Origin of the sequence: Bradyrhizobium algeriense, assembly GCF_036924595.1 — a bacterium.
GTDB classification, from domain to species: domain Bacteria; phylum Pseudomonadota; class Alphaproteobacteria; order Rhizobiales; family Xanthobacteraceae; genus Bradyrhizobium; species Bradyrhizobium algeriense.
In genome coordinates this window covers 2,245,964-2,262,852 of the sequence record NZ_JAZHRV010000001.1, presented here as the reverse complement: position 1 = coordinate 2,262,852, position 16,889 = coordinate 2,245,964, and the positions used below count along the sequence as shown (strand labels likewise).

Annotated in this window: 10 protein-coding genes; 3 read left to right on the top strand and 7 right to left on the bottom strand. The window is 62.8% G+C overall.

The annotated features are described in order from the left end of the window. Positions 1–105: 105 nt before the first annotated feature. The 6 genes from V1286_RS10925 to rplJ form a co-directional block, all read right to left on the bottom strand. On the bottom strand, positions 106–2,160 hold the full coding sequence (locus V1286_RS10925) for an FAD-dependent oxidoreductase (protein WP_334479506.1): 2,055 nt from the start codon (positions 2,158–2,160) through the stop codon (positions 106–108). A 252-nt stretch (positions 2,161–2,412) separates the two neighbouring features. Further along, positions 2,413–3,510 carry a helix-turn-helix transcriptional regulator gene (locus tag V1286_RS10920; protein WP_334479505.1) on the bottom strand — a complete coding sequence of 366 codons (1,098 nt, stop codon included), beginning with the start codon at positions 3,508–3,510 and terminating at the stop codon, positions 2,413–2,415. Between the two features lie 160 nt (positions 3,511–3,670). Further along, entirely contained in the window at positions 3,671–7,870 is a 4,200-nt protein-coding gene (gene rpoC / locus V1286_RS10915; protein ID WP_334479504.1) for a DNA-directed RNA polymerase subunit beta', read from the bottom strand. 154 nt (positions 7,871–8,024) lie between these two features. Next, on the bottom strand, positions 8,025–12,143 hold the full coding sequence (rpoB, locus tag V1286_RS10910; RefSeq protein ID WP_334479503.1) for a DNA-directed RNA polymerase subunit beta: 4,119 nt from the start codon (positions 12,141–12,143) through the stop codon (positions 8,025–8,027). A 370-nt stretch (positions 12,144–12,513) separates the two neighbouring features. After that, positions 12,514–12,891 carry a 50S ribosomal protein L7/L12 gene (rplL, locus tag V1286_RS10905; protein WP_334479502.1) on the bottom strand — a complete coding sequence of 126 codons (378 nt, stop codon included), beginning with the start codon at positions 12,889–12,891 and terminating at the stop codon, positions 12,514–12,516. 51 nt (positions 12,892–12,942) lie between these two features. Continuing rightward, the gene (rplJ, locus tag V1286_RS10900) at positions 12,943–13,461 is read right to left on the bottom strand and encodes a 50S ribosomal protein L10 (protein WP_334479501.1); all 519 of its coding nucleotides are present in this window, start codon (positions 13,459–13,461) and stop codon (positions 12,943–12,945) included. Positions 13,462–14,106: 645 nt separating this feature from the next. On the opposite strand from rplJ, the gene V1286_RS10895 reads away from it, so the two are divergent. Genes V1286_RS10895 through V1286_RS10885 form a run of 3 tightly spaced genes read left to right on the top strand, consistent with a single transcriptional unit; the run spans position 14,107 to position 15,890 of the window. Beyond that, positions 14,107–14,484 (top strand): hypothetical protein, encoded by a 378-nt coding sequence (locus tag V1286_RS10895; RefSeq protein ID WP_334479500.1) that lies wholly within the window; start codon positions 14,107–14,109, stop codon positions 14,482–14,484. Next, a complete protein-coding gene (locus V1286_RS10890) occupies positions 14,477–15,025 on the top strand; it encodes a carboxymuconolactone decarboxylase family protein (protein WP_334479499.1) in 549 nt (182 codons plus the stop codon). The genes V1286_RS10895 and V1286_RS10890 overlap by 8 nt, the downstream gene beginning before the upstream one ends. Further along, the gene (locus tag V1286_RS10885; RefSeq protein WP_334479498.1) at positions 15,003–15,890 is read left to right on the top strand and encodes a sigma-70 family RNA polymerase sigma factor; all 888 of its coding nucleotides are present in this window, start codon (positions 15,003–15,005) and stop codon (positions 15,888–15,890) included. The genes V1286_RS10890 and V1286_RS10885 overlap by 23 nt, the downstream gene beginning before the upstream one ends. A 3-nt stretch (positions 15,891–15,893) precedes the next feature. On the opposite strand, the gene V1286_RS10880 is transcribed toward V1286_RS10885, so the two are convergent. Further along, positions 15,894–16,847, bottom strand: coding sequence for a 2-hydroxyacid dehydrogenase (locus V1286_RS10880; RefSeq protein WP_334479497.1), 954 nt, complete (start codon positions 16,845–16,847; stop codon positions 15,894–15,896). Positions 16,848–16,889: the final 42 nt, after the last annotated feature.

The window sequence follows — 16,889 nt, the reverse complement described above, 5'->3', positions numbered from 1 at the left end:
GCTACCCGTGCGGATTCTATGCGATCGGGATCAATTCGGCAAACATTTGGCGCGACCGGCGCTGATCCATCAGGGCCGGCCGTGCCTTAATACACCGTTCGGACCTCAATCGTCCGATTCGACCTTGTCGAAGAACGAATAGCGCAGGCTGTCGGCGTCGGCGTACCACTGCCCCGGCCCCTTGTTGGCAGCCAGCGTCGCCGCCCACACCGCATCGGTGCAGTCGCGGCGGTGCATCGAGAGGTCGAAGCCGTTGCCGAAGAACAATTCAGACCATTCCCACCAGGTGCCGAGCTTCTTCACGCCGCGCAACAGGTCGTAACGGTCGATTAGCGCGGGGGCCATGTCGGACGTCACCGATCCGAACAGCAGCCCAGTCTTCACGACGCGGTTGAGTTCGCGCACCGCCCGCGGGACCTGCTTTTCGGCGACGTGACACAGGCTGGTCTCGAACACGAAATCGAATTCGCCGTCCTTGAACGGCATGTCGACGATGGAGCCGAGCTTGTTGTACTTTTTCAGCGCCTTCGGGGTTTTGGCGTGGATCGCCTTGTTGTTTTCGATACCCCAGGCATCGATGCCGCGCTCGCGCAGCGCGCCGACCAGTTCGCCGCTGGCGGAGCCGGCAACCAGCAGCTTGTAGCCCTTGGCCCTGTTCCAGACGATCTTGATCAGGTCCGTCAGATAGGCCGGATCGGTAAACCGGTCCCAGACTTCGCTGTAGGGGCCGACGCCGCGGTAATTCTCGAAATAGCTGCGGTCGATCTTGTCGGACGATACCCCGTCCTCTTGTGCGCGGGCGCGGCGCAGCCGCATCATCTCGGTCAAGATGATATCGGTGGCGGCGTCGGAGGAGTCGAGCAGGCCGTTCAGCGTCGAATCGAACAGATAGTCGCCGACCACGACGATTCCCGGATGCTCTTTCGGTTCGGGGCGATGGTTGGTCATGACGTCGCGCACCGGCAGGCCGCCTGGCAGCGCATTCACCGACGACAGCCAGCGGTGGATCTTGCCTTCCATGAAATGGTCGCGGGCGTTGCCGAGCGAGGCCGGCAACGATTTCAGCGCGGCGTCGATCAGTTCCTGATCGCTCAGATTGGCGAACGCCAGCGCGTCGGAACCTGCGATCAGCCAGTTCAGCACGCCGTGCTTGCCGACGTCGTGGCGGGCGCCCTCGTTGTACACGCAGCAGCCGCCGAACGCTTCCGACATGAACCAGGCGCCGGTGATCTTCTCGCCCCAGAACGGTTCGTCGAACAGGATCGAAACCCGAAGATAATGGGCCGGACGGTCGAAATAGGCGACGTGCTTGACCATCGACCTGCGCAGCTCTTCGCCATCCCAGCGCATGGTGGCGAGCCAGGAATGCGGCAGGCACATCAGCACCAGATCGAAATCCCGCGTCTCCGGCCCCTTCCCGTTCATCATATTGAGTTCGTAGCGACCAGAGTCGGTCTTGCCGACCTTGAGCACGCGATAGTTGAGCTGGATATCAGCATCGACTTCCGAGCGCAGGCACTCGATCAGTTGCTCGTTGCCGTTCTGGATCGAATACAGGCCGATATAGCCGTCGACATCCATCACGAAGTTCTTCAGCGCGTTCAGCCCGTTAGTGTTGTGGCTTTCGGTCGCGATATCCGATCGCGCCATCACCTTGAGGAAGCGCTTGGCGGTGGGATCGTCGACTTCCTTGTCGAGCACCTCCTCGCAGGTCATGTAGGCCCAGGGGTGCTCATTGTCGTGGGCGCCGACGCCCTCATAATACTCGATCGGCGATACCATATCGCTGCAGCGCTTGCGGAACGCCTCGATCGCGGCCGCGGTCTTCTCACCATATTTGCGGCGCATGCCCGGCACGTCGTGGAGCAGCTCACCGTCGAGGTGCACCTGCTCGGCGTCCATCGGTATCGTCTGCAGGCCGAAATGCTGGATCAGTTCCCGTAGCGGATCCGGGCCGGTCATCGAATAATCGTAGATTTCGGCGACCCCGGCCTCGTACATCGCCGGCGCGGAATCGAATTTCCGCGAGACGATCTTGCCGCCGACCCGGTCGGATGCCTCGTAGATCGTGACGCGGCAGAGATCGCCGAGCTTTTTCTTCAAATACCAGGCGCTCATCAGCCCGCCCGGGCCACCGCCTACGATTGCAAGATCCAACATGTCTTTTCCGTCGCCCTCCGGCCCCCCCTGCCTTCTGGAAGCAGCCGGTCTAAACCACAAGCAAAAGCCCTTTTCACCCTGAAGGGAAGATGAACAAAGCAGGTCTCCGCAACGCAGCAATGAAAGAAAGCAGCAAAAAGGCCGGCTTGTGCCAGCCTTTTGTCTTCGCACCGTATTCTTGCGGAAGCCGTATCCCGTCGGCGGAAGGGCCAGCGATTCCGCCCCTGGAGCCGGAGCCGTGGGTGCGGCCAGCTACCCGCTACGGAACGCCTTGCCGGCCAGCAGGCTGACCAGCTCCTGCTGGCGCGACAGGCCGGTCTTGGACAGTACGGCCTTGAGCTGGCTGCGCACCGTCTCCCGATTGACGCCTGTCGCGTCGGCAAGTGCATCAACGGTTTCGGCCTGGCCAATGCCTCGCGCCACGCGCGCTTCCGCCGGTGTCAGGTCGAACAGGCCTTGCAGGACCTCCGCGGTCGGCACCGCGGCGCGGTCGACCGGCGTTACCACCAGCAGCGCGGTGGCCTGGGTGAAGATATCGCGGGCGGCGCCGCGTACCGGGATGACATGCAGCACCATCGGCACGTGATCCACCGTCGCGGCGACCGGTATGGATTTCACGGTCCGGCTGCCGGCAAGAGGCAGCGTACCGAGCGCTTCGGCGAGCAGCGCATCCGCCGCAACGTCCGTCATCATCACGCGCTGGGCGCGATCCTGAAACAGCGAAGGCATCAGCGTATCGAACAGGCCGTTCGTCGCGAACACCCGGCCGGGCCCGCGCAGCACCGCGCCCGGCAGGCCGAGCGCCTGCAATGCATCGACCTGAGCAAGTGCGCGCTCGAAGCCAAGACGGTTTGCTGCAAGGGAAGCCCGGGCCAGATGCGGCCGCAGTCCATCCAGCAGATTGACGACCTGTTGCGGCACCGGGCCGTGATCCTGATGCCGCGGCAGCACAATCGCGATTGAATCGCCGCTCGGCATCGGAATGATCGTCCCGGCCCGGTAGCCGAGGCCGTGTTTGCGGTAAAAATTGCAGTAGACTTCGTTGGTCGCAATCTCCTCCTCCGAGAGGAGGTCATAGTCCGTGACGAAGCCTGCACGATTCAGCGCGATGGCGCGCGGCAGGTTAGGATCGCGTTCGCTCCATCCCTCTGTCAGGAAAACCGGCATGAGCGCGTCATATTCGACAGAATTGACCGCGCTTGTGTAGCCATCCCGCACGCCGAACAGAAAACCGCCGTTGCCGCCGACCGCCGCACCGAGTTCGCCAAGCAGGGCTGGCCAAAGCGAGGGGATGAGTCCGGCCTCATAAATGCGATCGATCAGGCGTTCTGGATCAATTGATGCGTTCATGGGGAATCGAAGGGGATCGTCAACATGGCCGGACTGCACACCGTGAGCTGGTAGCACGTATCACCCTTATGGGTGAAGCACGGGTCGCGCCGTTGAAAAAGGAAAAGCCGGCTTCGCAGCCGGCTTTTGTTGTTGATCGGAACCAGGTGGAACGGAACCCTTACTCCGCCGGCGGCAACGCCAGCGGTTCCGCTTCCGGAGCGGTCGGCACGATCGTCGCCTGCTTCTCGCGCTCGTCGAGGATCAGCTTGTCGCGCTTGACCGCGACTTCGCGGATCTTGGCCATCGAGGCGCCGGTGCCCGCCGGGATCAGCCGGCCGACAATGACGTTCTCCTTGAGGCCTTCCAGCGGGTCCACCTTGCCGTTGACGGCGGCTTCGGTGAGCACGCGGGTGGTCTCCTGGAACGAGGCCGCCGAGAAGAACGAGCGGGTCTGCAGGCTCGCCTTGGTGATGCCGAGCAGAACCGGCGTTCCCGTGGCGGGCTTCTTGCCCTCTTCCTTGGCCTTCAAGTTGAGCGCGTCGAACTCGATCTTGTCGACCTGCTCGCCCGAGATCATGTCGGTGTCGCCCTGGTCGGTGACCTCGACCTTCTGCAGCATCTGACGGACAATCACCTCGATGTGCTTGTCGTTGATGAGCACGCCCTGCAGCCGGTAGACTTCCTGGATTTCGTTGACCAGATAGGCAGCGAGTTCCTCGATGCCCTTGATCGCCAGGATGTCGTGCGGCGCCGGATTGCCTTCGACGATGAAATCGCCCTTTTCGACGATGTCGCCGTCCTGCAGATGGATGTGCTTGCCCTTCGGGATCAGGTACTCCCTGGTCTCCTCGGTCTTGTCCATCGGCTCGATCGAGATGCGGCGCTTGTTCTTGTAGTCGCGGCCGAAGCGGATCGTGCCCGCGATTTCCGCGATGATCGCCGCGTCCTTTGGCTTGCGGGCCTCGAACAGTTCGGCCACCCGCGGCAGACCGCCGGTGATGTCGCGGGTCTTGGCGCTTTCCGTGGAGATACGCGCCAGGATGTCGCCGGCCTTGACCTTGGCGCCGACGTCGACCGACAGAATGCCGTCGACCGACAGCATGTAGCGGGCATCGCCGCCACGTGCGAGCTTCAGCACCTTGCCGTCCTTGCCCTTGACCACGATGGCCGGGCGCAAATCCGCCCCGCCCCGCGACGCGCGCCAGTCGATGACGACGCGCTTGGCGATACCGGTGGATTCGTCCAGCGTTTCCGAGATCGACTGGCCTTCGACCAGATCCTCGAACCCGATGGTCCCTTCGACTTCGGTGAGAACCGGCCGCGAGTACGGATCCCACTCCGCGATGCGCTGGCCGCGCTTGACCATGTCGCCTTCATCGACGTGCACGCGCGCGCCGTACTGAATGCGGTGGGTCGCACGCTCGGTGCCGTCGGCATCGGTGATCGCAAACACCATGTTGCGAACCATCGCGACCAGATGACCTTCGCTGTTCCTGGCGATGGCCTTGTTCTTGATGGTTACCTTGCCGTCGAAGTTCGACTCCACGAACGACTGCTCGTTGATCTGCGCCGCGCCGCCGATGTGGAACGTGCGCATCGTCAGCTGCGTGCCGGGTTCACCGATCGACTGGGCGGCGATGACGCCGACCGCCTCGCCGTGGTTGACCGGCGTGCCGCGGGCCAGGTCGCGGCCGTAGCACTTGCCGCAGATGCCGTTGACGAGTTCGCAGGTCAGGGCCGAACGGATCTTCACTTCCTGGATGCCGGCCTGCTGGATGGCGTCGACATGCGTCTCTTCCATCAGCGTGCCGCGCTTGACCACGACCTTGTTGGTCGCGGGATCGCGCAGGTCCTCGCCCGTGGTGCGGCCGAGGATACGCGACGCCAGCGAAGCGACAACCGTGCCGGCATCGACGATGGCGCGCATCTTGATGCCGAGCTTGGTGCCGCAATCGTCCTGCGTGATGATGCAGTCCTGCGCCACGTCGACCAGACGGCGGGTCAGGTAACCGGAGTTCGCGGTCTTCAACGCGGTGTCCGCGAGGCCCTTGCGGGCGCCGTGGGTCGAGTTGAAGTATTCGAGCACCGACAGACCTTCCTTGAAGTTGGAAATGATCGGCGTCTCGATGATTTCACCCGACGGCTTCGCCATCAGGCCGCGCATGCCGGCGAGCTGACGCATCTGGGCCGGCGAACCGCGCGCGCCCGAATGCGCCATCATGTAGATCGAGTTGATGTCGGCGTCGGCGCCCTTCGGCGTCTTCTTGGTCGAGGAGATTTCCTTCATCATCTCCTTGGCGATTTCTTCGGTCGCCTTCGACCAGGCGTCGACCACCTTGTTGTACTTCTCGCCATGGGTGATCAGGCCGTCATTGTACTGCTGCTCGAAATCCTTCGCCAGCGTACGGGTGGTGTCGACGATCTTCCACTTTGAGTGCGGCACCACCATGTCGTCCTTGCCGAACGAGATGCCGGCCTTGAACGCATTGTAGAAGCCGAGCGCCATGATGCGGTCGCAGAAGATCACGGTCTCCTTCTGGCCGCAGTGACGGTAGACCTGGTCGATCACGCCGGAGATTTCGCGCTTGGTCATCAGCTTGTTGATGATATCGTACGAGATCTTCTGGTTCTTCGGCAGCAAGGTGCCGAGCATGACGCGGCCCGCGGTGGTTTCGATCCAGCGCCTGGTGGTCTTGCCGTTCTCGTCGGTGCCCTCCCACCGGTACTTGATCTTGGTGTGGAGGTGGATGACCTTCGAATGCAGGGCGTGCTCGAGTTCGGCCATGTCGCCGAAGATCTTGCCCTCGCCGGGCAGGCCTTCGCGCATGATCGACACGTAGTAGAGGCCGAGCACGATGTCCTGCGACGGCACGATGATCGGCTGGCCGTTCGCCGGGTGCAGGATGTTGTTGGTCGACATCATCAGGACGCGCGCTTCCAGCTGCGCTTCCAGCGACAGCGGAACGTGCACGGCCATCTGGTCGCCGTCGAAGTCGGCGTTGAACGCGGCGCAAACCAGCGGGTGCAGCTGGATCGCCTTGCCTTCGATCAAGACCGGCTCGAACGCCTGAATGCCGAGGCGATGCAGCGTCGGCGCGCGGTTCAACAGCACCGGATGCTCGCGGATCACCTCATCGAGAATATCCCAGACCTCGGGACGCTCCTTCTCGACCAGCTTCTTCGCCTGCTTCACGGTGGTGGACAGGCCCTTGGCGTCGAGCCGCGAATAGATGAACGGCTTGAACAGTTCGAGCGCCATCTTTTTCGGCAGGCCGCACTGATGTAGGCGCAGTTCGGGACCGACCACGATCACCGAGCGGCCCGAATAGTCGACGCGCTTGCCGAGCAGGTTCTGCCGGAAGCGGCCCTGCTTGCCCTTGAGCATGTCGGCCAGCGACTTCAGCGGACGCTTGTTGGCGCCGGTGATGACGCGGCCGCGGCGGCCGTTGTCGAACAGCGCGTCGACGGCCTCCTGCAGCATGCGCTTTTCGTTGCGGATGATGATGTCGGGCGCGCGCAACTCCATCAGCCGCTTCAGGCGGTTGTTGCGGTTGATGACGCGGCGGTAGAGGTCGTTGAGATCCGACGTCGCGAAGCGGCCGCCGTCGAGCGGCACCAGCGGACGCAGGTCCGGCGGAATCACCGGCACCACGGTCAGGATCATCCACTCCGGCTTGTTGCCGGAATAGCGGAACGCCTCGACGATCTTCAGCCGCTTGGCGAGCTTCTTGTGCTTGATGTCGGATTCGGTCTCGTGCATTTCCGCGCGCAGGGACTGCTCGAGCTTTTCGAGCTCAAGCCCCTTCAGCAGCTCGCGGATCGCTTCGGCGCCGATCATGGCGGTGAACGAATCCTGGCCGTATTCGTCCTGCGCCTTCAGGTACTCGTCTTCCGACAGCAACTGACGGTCCTTGAGCGCGGTCAGGCCGGGCTCGAGCACGACGTAATATTCGAAGTACAGGATCCGCTCGAGATCCTTCAGCGTCATGTCGAGCAGAAGGCCGATGCGGGACGGCAGCGACTTCAGGAACCAGATGTGGGCAACGGGCGCGGCCAGTTCGATATGCCCCATGCGCTCGCGCCGGACGCGCGACAGCGTCACTTCGACCGAGCACTTTTCGCAGATGATGCCCTTGTACTTCATCCGCTTGTACTTGCCGCACAAGCACTCGTAATCCTTGATCGGCCCGAAGATGCGGGCGCAGAACAGGCCGTCGCGCTCCGGCTTGAAGGTCCGGTAGTTGATGGTCTCCGGCTTTTTGATCTCGCCGTAGGACCAGGACAGAATCTTCTCCGGGGACGCAATCGAGATCCGGATCTGGTCGAAGACCTGGGCCGGGGTCGTCGGATTGAAGAGATTCATAATTTCTTGGTTCATCGTCTTCTCCTCGCGTGCCGATCGTCACCGGCAGCAAATTCGAAACTCTTTTTTAGTGCGCGCCCCGCTCAACGTCCGAGAGAAGCGCGAATGCCCGGCCGATCTGCGCGAAGACATGCTTCGCGCTCCTGGCCGGACATGGAATCTTTAAGCGTTACTCAGCAGCCTCGGACGTGGTCGCCGGCCCCACCTTGGAATTGTGCAGGTCGACATTGAGGCCGAGCGAGCGCATTTCCTTGACCAGCACATTGAACGATTCCGGAATACCCGCCTCGAACGTGTCGTCGCCGCGCACGATCGCCTCGTACACCTTGGTACGGCCGGCGACGTCGTCCGACTTCACGGTCAGCATTTCCTGCAGCGTGTAGGCCGCGCCGTAAGCTTCCAGCGCCCACACCTCCATTTCGCCGAAGCGCTGGCCACCGAACTGCGCCTTGCCGCCCAGCGGCTGCTGGGTGACGAGCGAGTACGGTCCGATCGAACGCGCGTGGATCTTGTCGTCGACCAGATGGTGCAGCTTGAGCATGTAGATGTAGCCCACGGTCACCTTGCGATCGAAGGCGTCGCCGGTGCGGCCGTCATAGACGGTCGACTGGCCGGAGGCGTCGAAGCCCGCGAGCTTCAGCATCTCCTCGATGTCGGCTTCCTTGGCGCCGTCGAACACCGGTGTTGCGATCGGCACGCCGTGGCTCAGGTTCCTGCCAAGCTCCATCAACTCGCCGTCGTTCAGCGTCTTGATGGTTTCATCGTCGCCATAGATCTTCTTCAGGGTCTCGCGCAACGGCTTGAGGTCCTGCTTCTGATAGTAGGCGTCGATGGTCTGGCCGATGCGCTTGCCGAGGCCTGCGCAGGCCCAGCCAAGATGCGTCTCCAGAATCTGGCCGACGTTCATGCGCGAGGGCACGCCGAGCGGATTGAGCACGATGTCCGCGTGCGTGCCGTCCTCGAGGAACGGCATGTCCTCGATCGGAACGATCTTGGACACCACGCCCTTGTTGCCGTGACGGCCGGCCATCTTGTCGCCGGGCTGGATCTTGCGCTTCACCGCGACGAAGACCTTGACCATCTTCATCACGCCGGGTGGCAATTCGTCGCCACGCTGCAGCTTTTCGACCTTGTCGAGGAAGCGCTGTTCAAGGCCCTTCTTCGATTCGTCGTACTGCTTCCGCATCGCCTCGATTTCGCTCATCAGCTTGTCGTTCGGCGAAGCAAACATCCACCACTGCGACTTCGGATACTCCTCGAGCACGGCGCGCGTGATCTTGGTGTCCTTCTTGAAGCCCTTGGGACCCGCGATGCCCTGGCGATTTTCCAGCAGCTCCGCGAGGCGGCCGTAGACGTTGCGGTCGAGGATCGCCTGTTCGTCGTCGCGGTCCTTGGCCAGACGCTCGATCTCTTCCCGCTCGATCGCCAGCGCACGCTCGTCCTTGTCGACGCCGTGACGGTTGAACACGCGCACTTCCACGATCGTGCCCTGCACGCCAGGCGGCACGCGGAGCGAGGTATCGCGGACGTCGGAAGCCTTTTCGCCGAAGATGGCGCGCAGGAGCTTTTCTTCCGGCGTCATCGGGCTTTCGCCCTTCGGCGTGATCTTGCCGACCAGGATGTCGCCGGCACGGACTTCGGCGCCGATATAGACGATGCCGGCTTCGTCGAGGTTCTTCAGCGCTTCTTCCGAGACGTTCGGAATGTCGCGGGTGATTTCCTCAGGGCCCAACTTGGTGTCGCGGGCCATCACCTCGAACTCCTCGATGTGGATCGAGGTGAAGACGTCGTCCTTCACGATCCGCTCCGAGAGCAGGATCGAGTCTTCGAAGTTGTAGCCGTTCCACGGCATGAACGCGACCAGCACGTTGCGGCCGAGCGCGAGTTCGCCGAGATCGGTCGAGGGACCGTCGGCGATGATGTCGCCCTTCTTGACGATGTCGCCAACCTTCACCAGCGGACGCTGGTTGATGCAGGTCGACTGGTTGGAGCGCTGGTACTTCATCAGCCGGTAGATATCGACGCCCGACTTGGTGGGATCGAGATCTTCGGTGGCGCGGATCACGACGCGGGTGGCGTCGATCTGGTCGATCACGCCCGAGCGTCGTGCGGCAATCGCAGCACCGGAGTCACGGGCCACCACGCCTTCCATGCCGGTGCCGACGAACGGCGCCTCGGCGCGAACCAGCGGCACCGCCTGGCGCTGCATGTTCGAGCCCATCAGCGCGCGGTTGGCGTCGTCGTTCTCGAGGAACGGGATCAGCGCCGCGGCCACCGAAACGAGCTGCTTCGGCGACACGTCCATATAGTCGACCTTGTCGGGCGTGATCGGCAGCACTTCGCCGGCGTGACGGCAGATGATCAGGTCCTCGGTGAAGCGCCCCTTGGCGTCGAGCGGCACGTTAGCCTGCGCCACGCGATAACGGCCCTCTTCCATCGCCGAGAGGTACACGACCTCCTCGGTGACGCGGCCGTCCTTGACCTTGCGATAGGGCGTTTCGACGAAGCCGTACTTGTTGACGCGCGCGAACGTCGCCAGCGAGTTGATCAGGCCGATGTTCGGACCTTCCGGCGTTTCGATCGGGCAGATGCGGCCGTAATGCGTCGGATGCACGTCGCGCACCTCGAAGCCGGCGCGCTCGCGGGTCAGACCGCCCGGTCCAAGCGCCGAGAGACGGCGCTTGTGGGTGATCTCCGACAGCGGGTTGGTCTGGTCCATGAACTGCGACAGCTGCGAGGAGCCGAAGAACTCGCGCACCGCGGCAGCCGCCGGCTTGGCGTTGATCAGGTCCTGCGGCATCACGGTGTCGATATCGACACTGGACATGCGCTCCTTGATCGCGCGCTCCATGCGCAAGAGGCCGATGCGGTACTGGTTCTCCATCAGCTCGCCGACCGAACGCACACGGCGGTTGCCGAGATGGTCGATGTCGTCGATCTCGCCCTTGCCGTCGCGCAGATCGACCAGCGTCTTGATGACGGCCAGGATGTCTTCCTTGCGCAGCGTGCGATGGGTGTCGGGCGCGTCGAGTTCGAGGCGCATGTTCATCTTGACGCGGCCGACCGCGGACAGGTCGTAGCGCTCACTGTCGAAGAACAGCGACTGGAACATGGTCTGCGCCGAATCGATGGTCGGCGGCTCGCCCGGACGCATCACGCGATAGATGTCGAACAGCGCGTCTTCACGCGTCATGTTCTTGTCGGCATGCAGCGTGTTGCGGATGTAGGCGCCGACATTGACGTGGTCGATGTCGAGCAGCGGCAATTCCTTGTAGCCCTGCTCGTTGAGCGCCTTCAGCGACTTCTCGGTCAGTTCCTCGCCGGCTTCGGCATAGATTTCACCGGTCTTCGGATTGACGAGATCCTCGGCGAGATAGTTGCCGACCAGCTCTTCGTCCGACAGACGCAGCGCCTTGAGGCCCTTTTCCTGCAACTGGCGCGCCGCGCGCACCGTCAGCTTCTTGCCGGCCTCGAGCACGACCTTGCCGGTATCGGCGTCGATCAGGTCGTTGATGGTGGAATAGCCGCGGAACCGCGCGGCGTCGAACGGCACGCGCCAGCCTTCCTTGGCGCGCTTGAAATTGATCTTCTTGTAGAAGGTGGACAGGATCGTCTCGCCGTCGAGACCGAGCGCGTACATCAGCGAGGTCACGGGGATCTTGCGGCGGCGGTCGATGCGCGCGAACACGATGTCCTTGGCGTCGAACTCGATGTCGAGCCAGGAACCGCGATACGGAATCACGCGCGCGGCGAACAACAGCTTGCCGGACGAATGGGTCTTGCCCTTGTCGTGGTCGAAGAACACGCCGGGCGAACGGTGCATCTGGGAAACGATGACGCGCTCGGTGCCGTTGACGACGAAGGTGCCGTTCATGGTCATGAGCGGTATATCGCCCATGTAGACGTCCTGCTCCTTGATGTCCTTCACCGACTTGGCGCCGGTTTCCTCGTCGATATCGAACACGATCAGGCGCAGCGTCACCTTGAGCGGCGCAGCATAGGTCATGCCGCGCTGGCGGCACTCGTCGACATCGTATTTCGGCGGCTCGAATTCATAGCGGACGAATTCCAGCATCGAGGTGCCGGAGAAATCCGAGATCGGGAACACCGAGCGGAACACCGCCTGGAGGCCCTCGTCCAGCCGGCCGCCTTGGGGTTCCTCGACCATCAGGAACTGGTCGTAGGACGCCTTCTGAACCTCGATGAGGTTCGGCATTTCGGCGACTTCCTTGATGTGTCCGAAAAACTTGCGAACGCGTTTGCGACCGGTGAATGTCTGCTGCGCCATCGTGGCCTCTCATTTTCGTCGCCCTTGTGGGCGAACCTTCCGAAGCGCGACTGCCATCGCCCCCGGGTTGAATTTCGAATCGCTCAAAAGGAACAAAGCTCAATTTCAGGAATTAAGTCCTGAACTCGCACCTTAGACCTTCAAAACGCAAAACGACGCGCGGGGCGCATGACTGCACCCGCCCGTCTCAACTTGCCGCTTCACGGACTGAAAAAGCCCGAAATCTGACTGTCTCCCAACGGCTTACGCTGGGAACCCTGCCGTCCCCACCGCCTACCGCCTTTTCCTGCTGCCGCTCCGATATGGGGCGGAATCGTGGAGATTCGAGGGGCTAACCCCGCGAATCCCCACACTTTTCTGTGTAGTACGCTTACTTCAATTCCACCTTCGCGCCAGCCTTTTCGAGCTGGGCCTTGAGCTTGTCGGCCTCTTCCTTGTTCACGCCTTCCTTGACCGGCTTGGGCGCGCCTTCGACGAGGTCCTTGGCTTCCTTGAGGCCCAGGCCGGTGATGGCGCGGACTTCCTTGATGACTTCGATCTTCTTGTCGCCGGCGGCAGCGAGAACGACCGTGAACTCGGTCTTCTCTTCAGCCGGAGCAGCGGCAGCGCCACCACCCGCGGGACCGGCAACCGCCACGGCGGCAGCGGCGGACACGCCCCACTTTTCTTCGAGGAGCTTGGCGAGTTCGGCAGCTTCGAGCACGGTCAGGCTCGAGAGGTCGTCGACGATTTTCTGTAGGTCAGCCATTGATCAGTTTCCTTAAACGTTTGGTTCGAACCAGGTTTGATTTGCGAAGGGTCAGGCCGCTTCGCTCTTTGAGGCATAGGCCTGGACGACACGCGCGAGCTTGGCCGCGGGCGCAGTCGAGAGCTGAGCGATCTTGGTCGCCGGCGCCACCAGGAGGCCGACAAGCTTTCCGCGCAGTTCGTCGAGTGACGGCAGCGAGGCAAGCGCCTTCACACCGTTCACATCCAGGACGGTTTTACCCATCGAGCCGCCGAGGATGACGAACTTTTCGTTCGCCTTGGCAAATTCGATGGCAACCTTCGGCGCCGTTACCGGATCGTTTGAAGTCGCGATCACGGTCGGTCCCTTCAGCAGGGAGCCGATGGCAACGACATCCGTGCCTTCAAGAGCAATTTTGGCGAGACGGTTCTTCGAGACCTTCACCGACGCGCCCGCCTGCTTCATCTGCATGCGCAGCTTTTGCATCTGGGCCACGGTGAGGCCGGAATAGTGGGCGACGACTGCGACGCTCGTGGTCTTGAAGACCTCGTTCAGCGCCCCAACCGCGTCCTTTTTTGCCGCTCTTTCCACAGCAAGCTCTCTCCGGTTGGCGGCCTTCGCAAGAAGCGAGACCGCCGGGTTGCACCCATCGTCTCGCCCAAAACCTGACCTCTAGACACCAGTCTCAAGGACACGCCGGGCAGGACGACATTGATAAGCCTGCCCTCCCGAACCAGATGGTGCGGGGTGTCGAGGTTCGAACCAAATCAGCCAGGGCGCCACACGAGGCGACGCTGAAGCGAAATCCGGTCTTCACCCGTCTATGCAGGCTGTAAGATTAAGCCGTTGAAGAAACTTGCGTTTCGGCACAAATTTCAACTTGGGCGCCTGCAGTCTCGGACAGGATCGAGGCCATCCGGCAAGCCGAAAGACCCCTGCCGCACTCCACCGAAGCGATGGGTTTTCCTTCCTTTCGAGCAATCCATGCGGATGTCCTGAAAGGAATGATCTCCTACCGTGTCGGATTTTCGTAATGCGCGCACGAACGTGCCAGCAACTGCCAGCACGCCCGGAAGCGGTTGTTTACCGAGTCTTGTCCGGCTTGCCAAGGGCAAAATTCACACCAGTTCATCGGCCCGGCCGGAACAAAAATTTTCGCCCCGAATCGCAGAAAATTCTTTGACGAATTCTGTCACACCGGGGGCTCCTGGTTCGTCTTGGCCGCAGGAGGTTCCCATGCGGCGTCAGTTGGCGGCAATTCTTGCGATACCCACGGTTCTGAACGGACTGGCTATGCTGGTGGCTGGCCCCCTCTGGTACGAAACCGTACCCGGTGTGCCGGACACCGGCCCGTTCAACCCACATTTCGTTCAGGACATCGGGGTCGCGTTCCTCGTGGCCGGCCTGGCGCTGGCCGCCCGGGCATGGCGGCCACGGTATTGGCCGGCGGCCGTCGCGGGCGCCAGCTTTCTCACTGCCCATGCCCTGCTCCACTTGGTGATGCTGGCGGGCGGGCACACCCATCATCCCACCTTCGACCTCCTCGCCATCGTGCTGCCGTCAGCAGCCGCCCTCTATTCCGCCTTTCCCAGCCAAGGAGAAAATCATGCGTAGTTGGATCGCGCGCCGCACGCTGCGCGCATTTGCCAGGCGTTACGGGTACGACGTCAGCTATATGGAAATGATGCTGAACGTATCCCCTGCCGCCTTCTTCAAGTTCGCGCCCCTCATGAAGGCGGCCGCCCACCGCGAAGCGGTCCCGATCGAGGCGACTTTCGCAGCCAAGATCGTCGGCGCCCTCGCGGAGGATTGTGGTCCGTGCACGCAGCTGGTCGTCGACATGGCGCTGGAAGCCGGCATGCCCAGGGACCAGATCGAGGCGGTTCTCCGCCGCGATCCCCGGGCGATGAATGAGGCGACGACGCTTGGATTCCGGTTCGCCGACGCCGTGGTGCGCCGGGCCGCCGAGGCGGAGGACGAGTTTCGCGACGCCGTCCGGGCCCAATGGGGCCAGAAAGGCGTAATAGATCTGACGCTGGCGCTGCAAATGGGCCGCATGTTCCCGATGGTGAAGGCGGGCCTCGGCTATGCCAAGGAATGCCGCCGCGTCACCGTGAGTGGACACAATGTCGATGTCGTCAAACAGGCCGCATGATGACAACCCGCTGGCGCCCCATCGCGGGCGCCTGCTCGGACTCGCCTATCGCATGCTCGGCAGCCGTAGCGACGCGGAAGACGTGGTGCAGGATGCCTACCTCCGTTTTGCCGGGGCGCAGGACGTTCACAACACGGAAGCCTTTCTCGTCACCGTGGTGACCCGACTCTGTCTCGATCGCCTGAAGAGCGCGAAGGCGCAGCGGGAGATCTATGTCGGCCCGTGGCTCCCCGAGCCCGTGTTCGACGCGGAAGGCCTGTCAGCCGACGCCGCCACCGAACTGGCCGACGATCTCTCATTCGCCTTGTTGCTGGCGCTGGACCGGCTGTCGCCGATGGAACGCGCGGCCTTCCTGCTCCACGACGTCTTTGACACGCCGTTCCCCGAAATCGCCGCCATGCTCGACCGCACCGAGGCGGCTTGCCGGCAACTGGCCTCGAGGGCCCGCCGCGCAGTGCGCGACAATCGCCCGGCCCCGGCGCGCGCACCCGACAATCACGCCCGCCTGCTGCAGGCATTTGGCGAGGCGGTTACCAGCGGTAACGTTGCGCAGCTCGCCGCGCTGCTGCGAGAGGATGCCGTGGCGCTCACCGATGGCGGTGGCCGCAGGACGGCAGCGCGCAATCCGATCATCGGCGCCGACAAGATCGCGCGCTTCTTCATCGGTATTGCCGCCAAGAACGCCGGCCACGACATGCGCATCGAGCCTGCCATGATCAACGGAGCCTTCGGCGCCCTGCTCTACCTGGACGGCGAACTCGACAACACCATGAGCATGGCAATCGACGGCGAGAAAATCGCCGCGATCTATATCGTCCGAAATCCCGACAAGCTGCGCCATCTGCCGGCTGCCAGAATGCACTGACGATCAGCCGAGCGGCACCTTGTATGGTAGCGGCTTGCCGGCGAAGAACGCATCGAGATTGGCCAGCACGCAGTCCTGCATCGCCACATGCGATTCCAGGGTATGGCCGCCGATATGCGGCGAGAGCACGACGTTGGGCAGCGCCGTCAGCGCGTCAGGCGCATGCGGCTCCTTCGCATACACGTCGAGGCCCGCCCCGGCGATGGTCTGGTCGGTCAGCGCCGCGATCAAAGCCGGCTGGTCGATCACCGAGCCGCGCGAGATGTTGACGATATAGCCGTCCTTGCCGAGCTTCTTCAGGACATCGGCACCGACGGCGTGATTGGTATCCGCCCCCGCCCGCACCGCGATCATCAGCACGCTGCACCATTCGGCCAGCCCATCGAGCGTCGGAAAATATTGATAGGGAACGTCGTGCTTGCTGCGGCTGAAATAGCCGACCTCGGTCTCGAACGCGGCGACGCGCGCCGCGATCTTGCGGCCGATCTCGCCCATGCCGTAGACGCCGATTTTGCGGCCCAGCATCCCGGCCTGCGGTCGCATCATCGGTGACGGCTTTGCGGCGGCCCAGCTGCCGCCCCGCACATAGTCGTCAGCCGCGAGCAGTCGCCGCGTGGTGGCCAGCATCAGGGTGACCGCGATGTCGGCGACGGATGCCGCATTCGCCCCCGGGCTGTGGCCGACCGCGATGCCGCGCTTCGCCGCCGCCGCCAGATCGACGCCGTCATAACCGGTGCCGTAGCAGACGATGGCGCCCAATTTCGGCATGAGATCCATCGCCTCGCCGCGAAGCGGCGTGCCGCCGGCCGTGATCATCGCGCGAATGTCGGCGAGCTGTTCGGCGGAAAACACTTCATTGGGCGGCTTGCCGGCCGCGTTCAGGAGCTCAAAACGCTCGCCGAAACGCTCCATCTGGGCTTTTGGAAAACGCGAATAGATCAGGACCTTCTCGGGCATTGTTGTTCCTTCTTGGCAAGTCCGGCACTGCGACGATTACGC

Excerpts from the sequence above, each read along its gene's own strand:
- V1286_RS10925 (WP_334479506.1), bottom strand. The coding sequence starts at position 2,160 with ATGTTGGATCTTGCAATCGTAGGCGGTGGCCCGGGCGGGCTGATGAGC.
- V1286_RS10920 (WP_334479505.1), bottom strand. The coding sequence starts at position 3,510 with ATGAACGCATCAATTGATCCAGAACGCCTGATCGATCGCATTTATGAG.
- rpoC (WP_334479504.1), bottom strand. The coding sequence starts at position 7,870 with ATGAACCAAGAAATTATGAATCTCTTCAATCCGACGACCCCGGCCCAG.
- rpoB (WP_334479503.1), bottom strand. The coding sequence starts at position 12,143 with ATGGCGCAGCAGACATTCACCGGTCGCAAACGCGTTCGCAAGTTTTTC.
- rplL (WP_334479502.1), bottom strand. The coding sequence starts at position 12,891 with ATGGCTGACCTACAGAAAATCGTCGACGACCTCTCGAGCCTGACCGTG.
- V1286_RS10895 (WP_334479500.1), top strand. The coding sequence starts at position 14,107 with ATGCGGCGTCAGTTGGCGGCAATTCTTGCGATACCCACGGTTCTGAAC.
- V1286_RS10890 (WP_334479499.1), top strand. The coding sequence starts at position 14,477 with ATGCGTAGTTGGATCGCGCGCCGCACGCTGCGCGCATTTGCCAGGCGT.
- V1286_RS10885 (WP_334479498.1), top strand. The coding sequence starts at position 15,003 with ATGTCGTCAAACAGGCCGCATGATGACAACCCGCTGGCGCCCCATCGC.
- V1286_RS10880 (WP_334479497.1), bottom strand. The coding sequence starts at position 16,847 with ATGCCCGAGAAGGTCCTGATCTATTCGCGTTTTCCAAAAGCCCAGATG.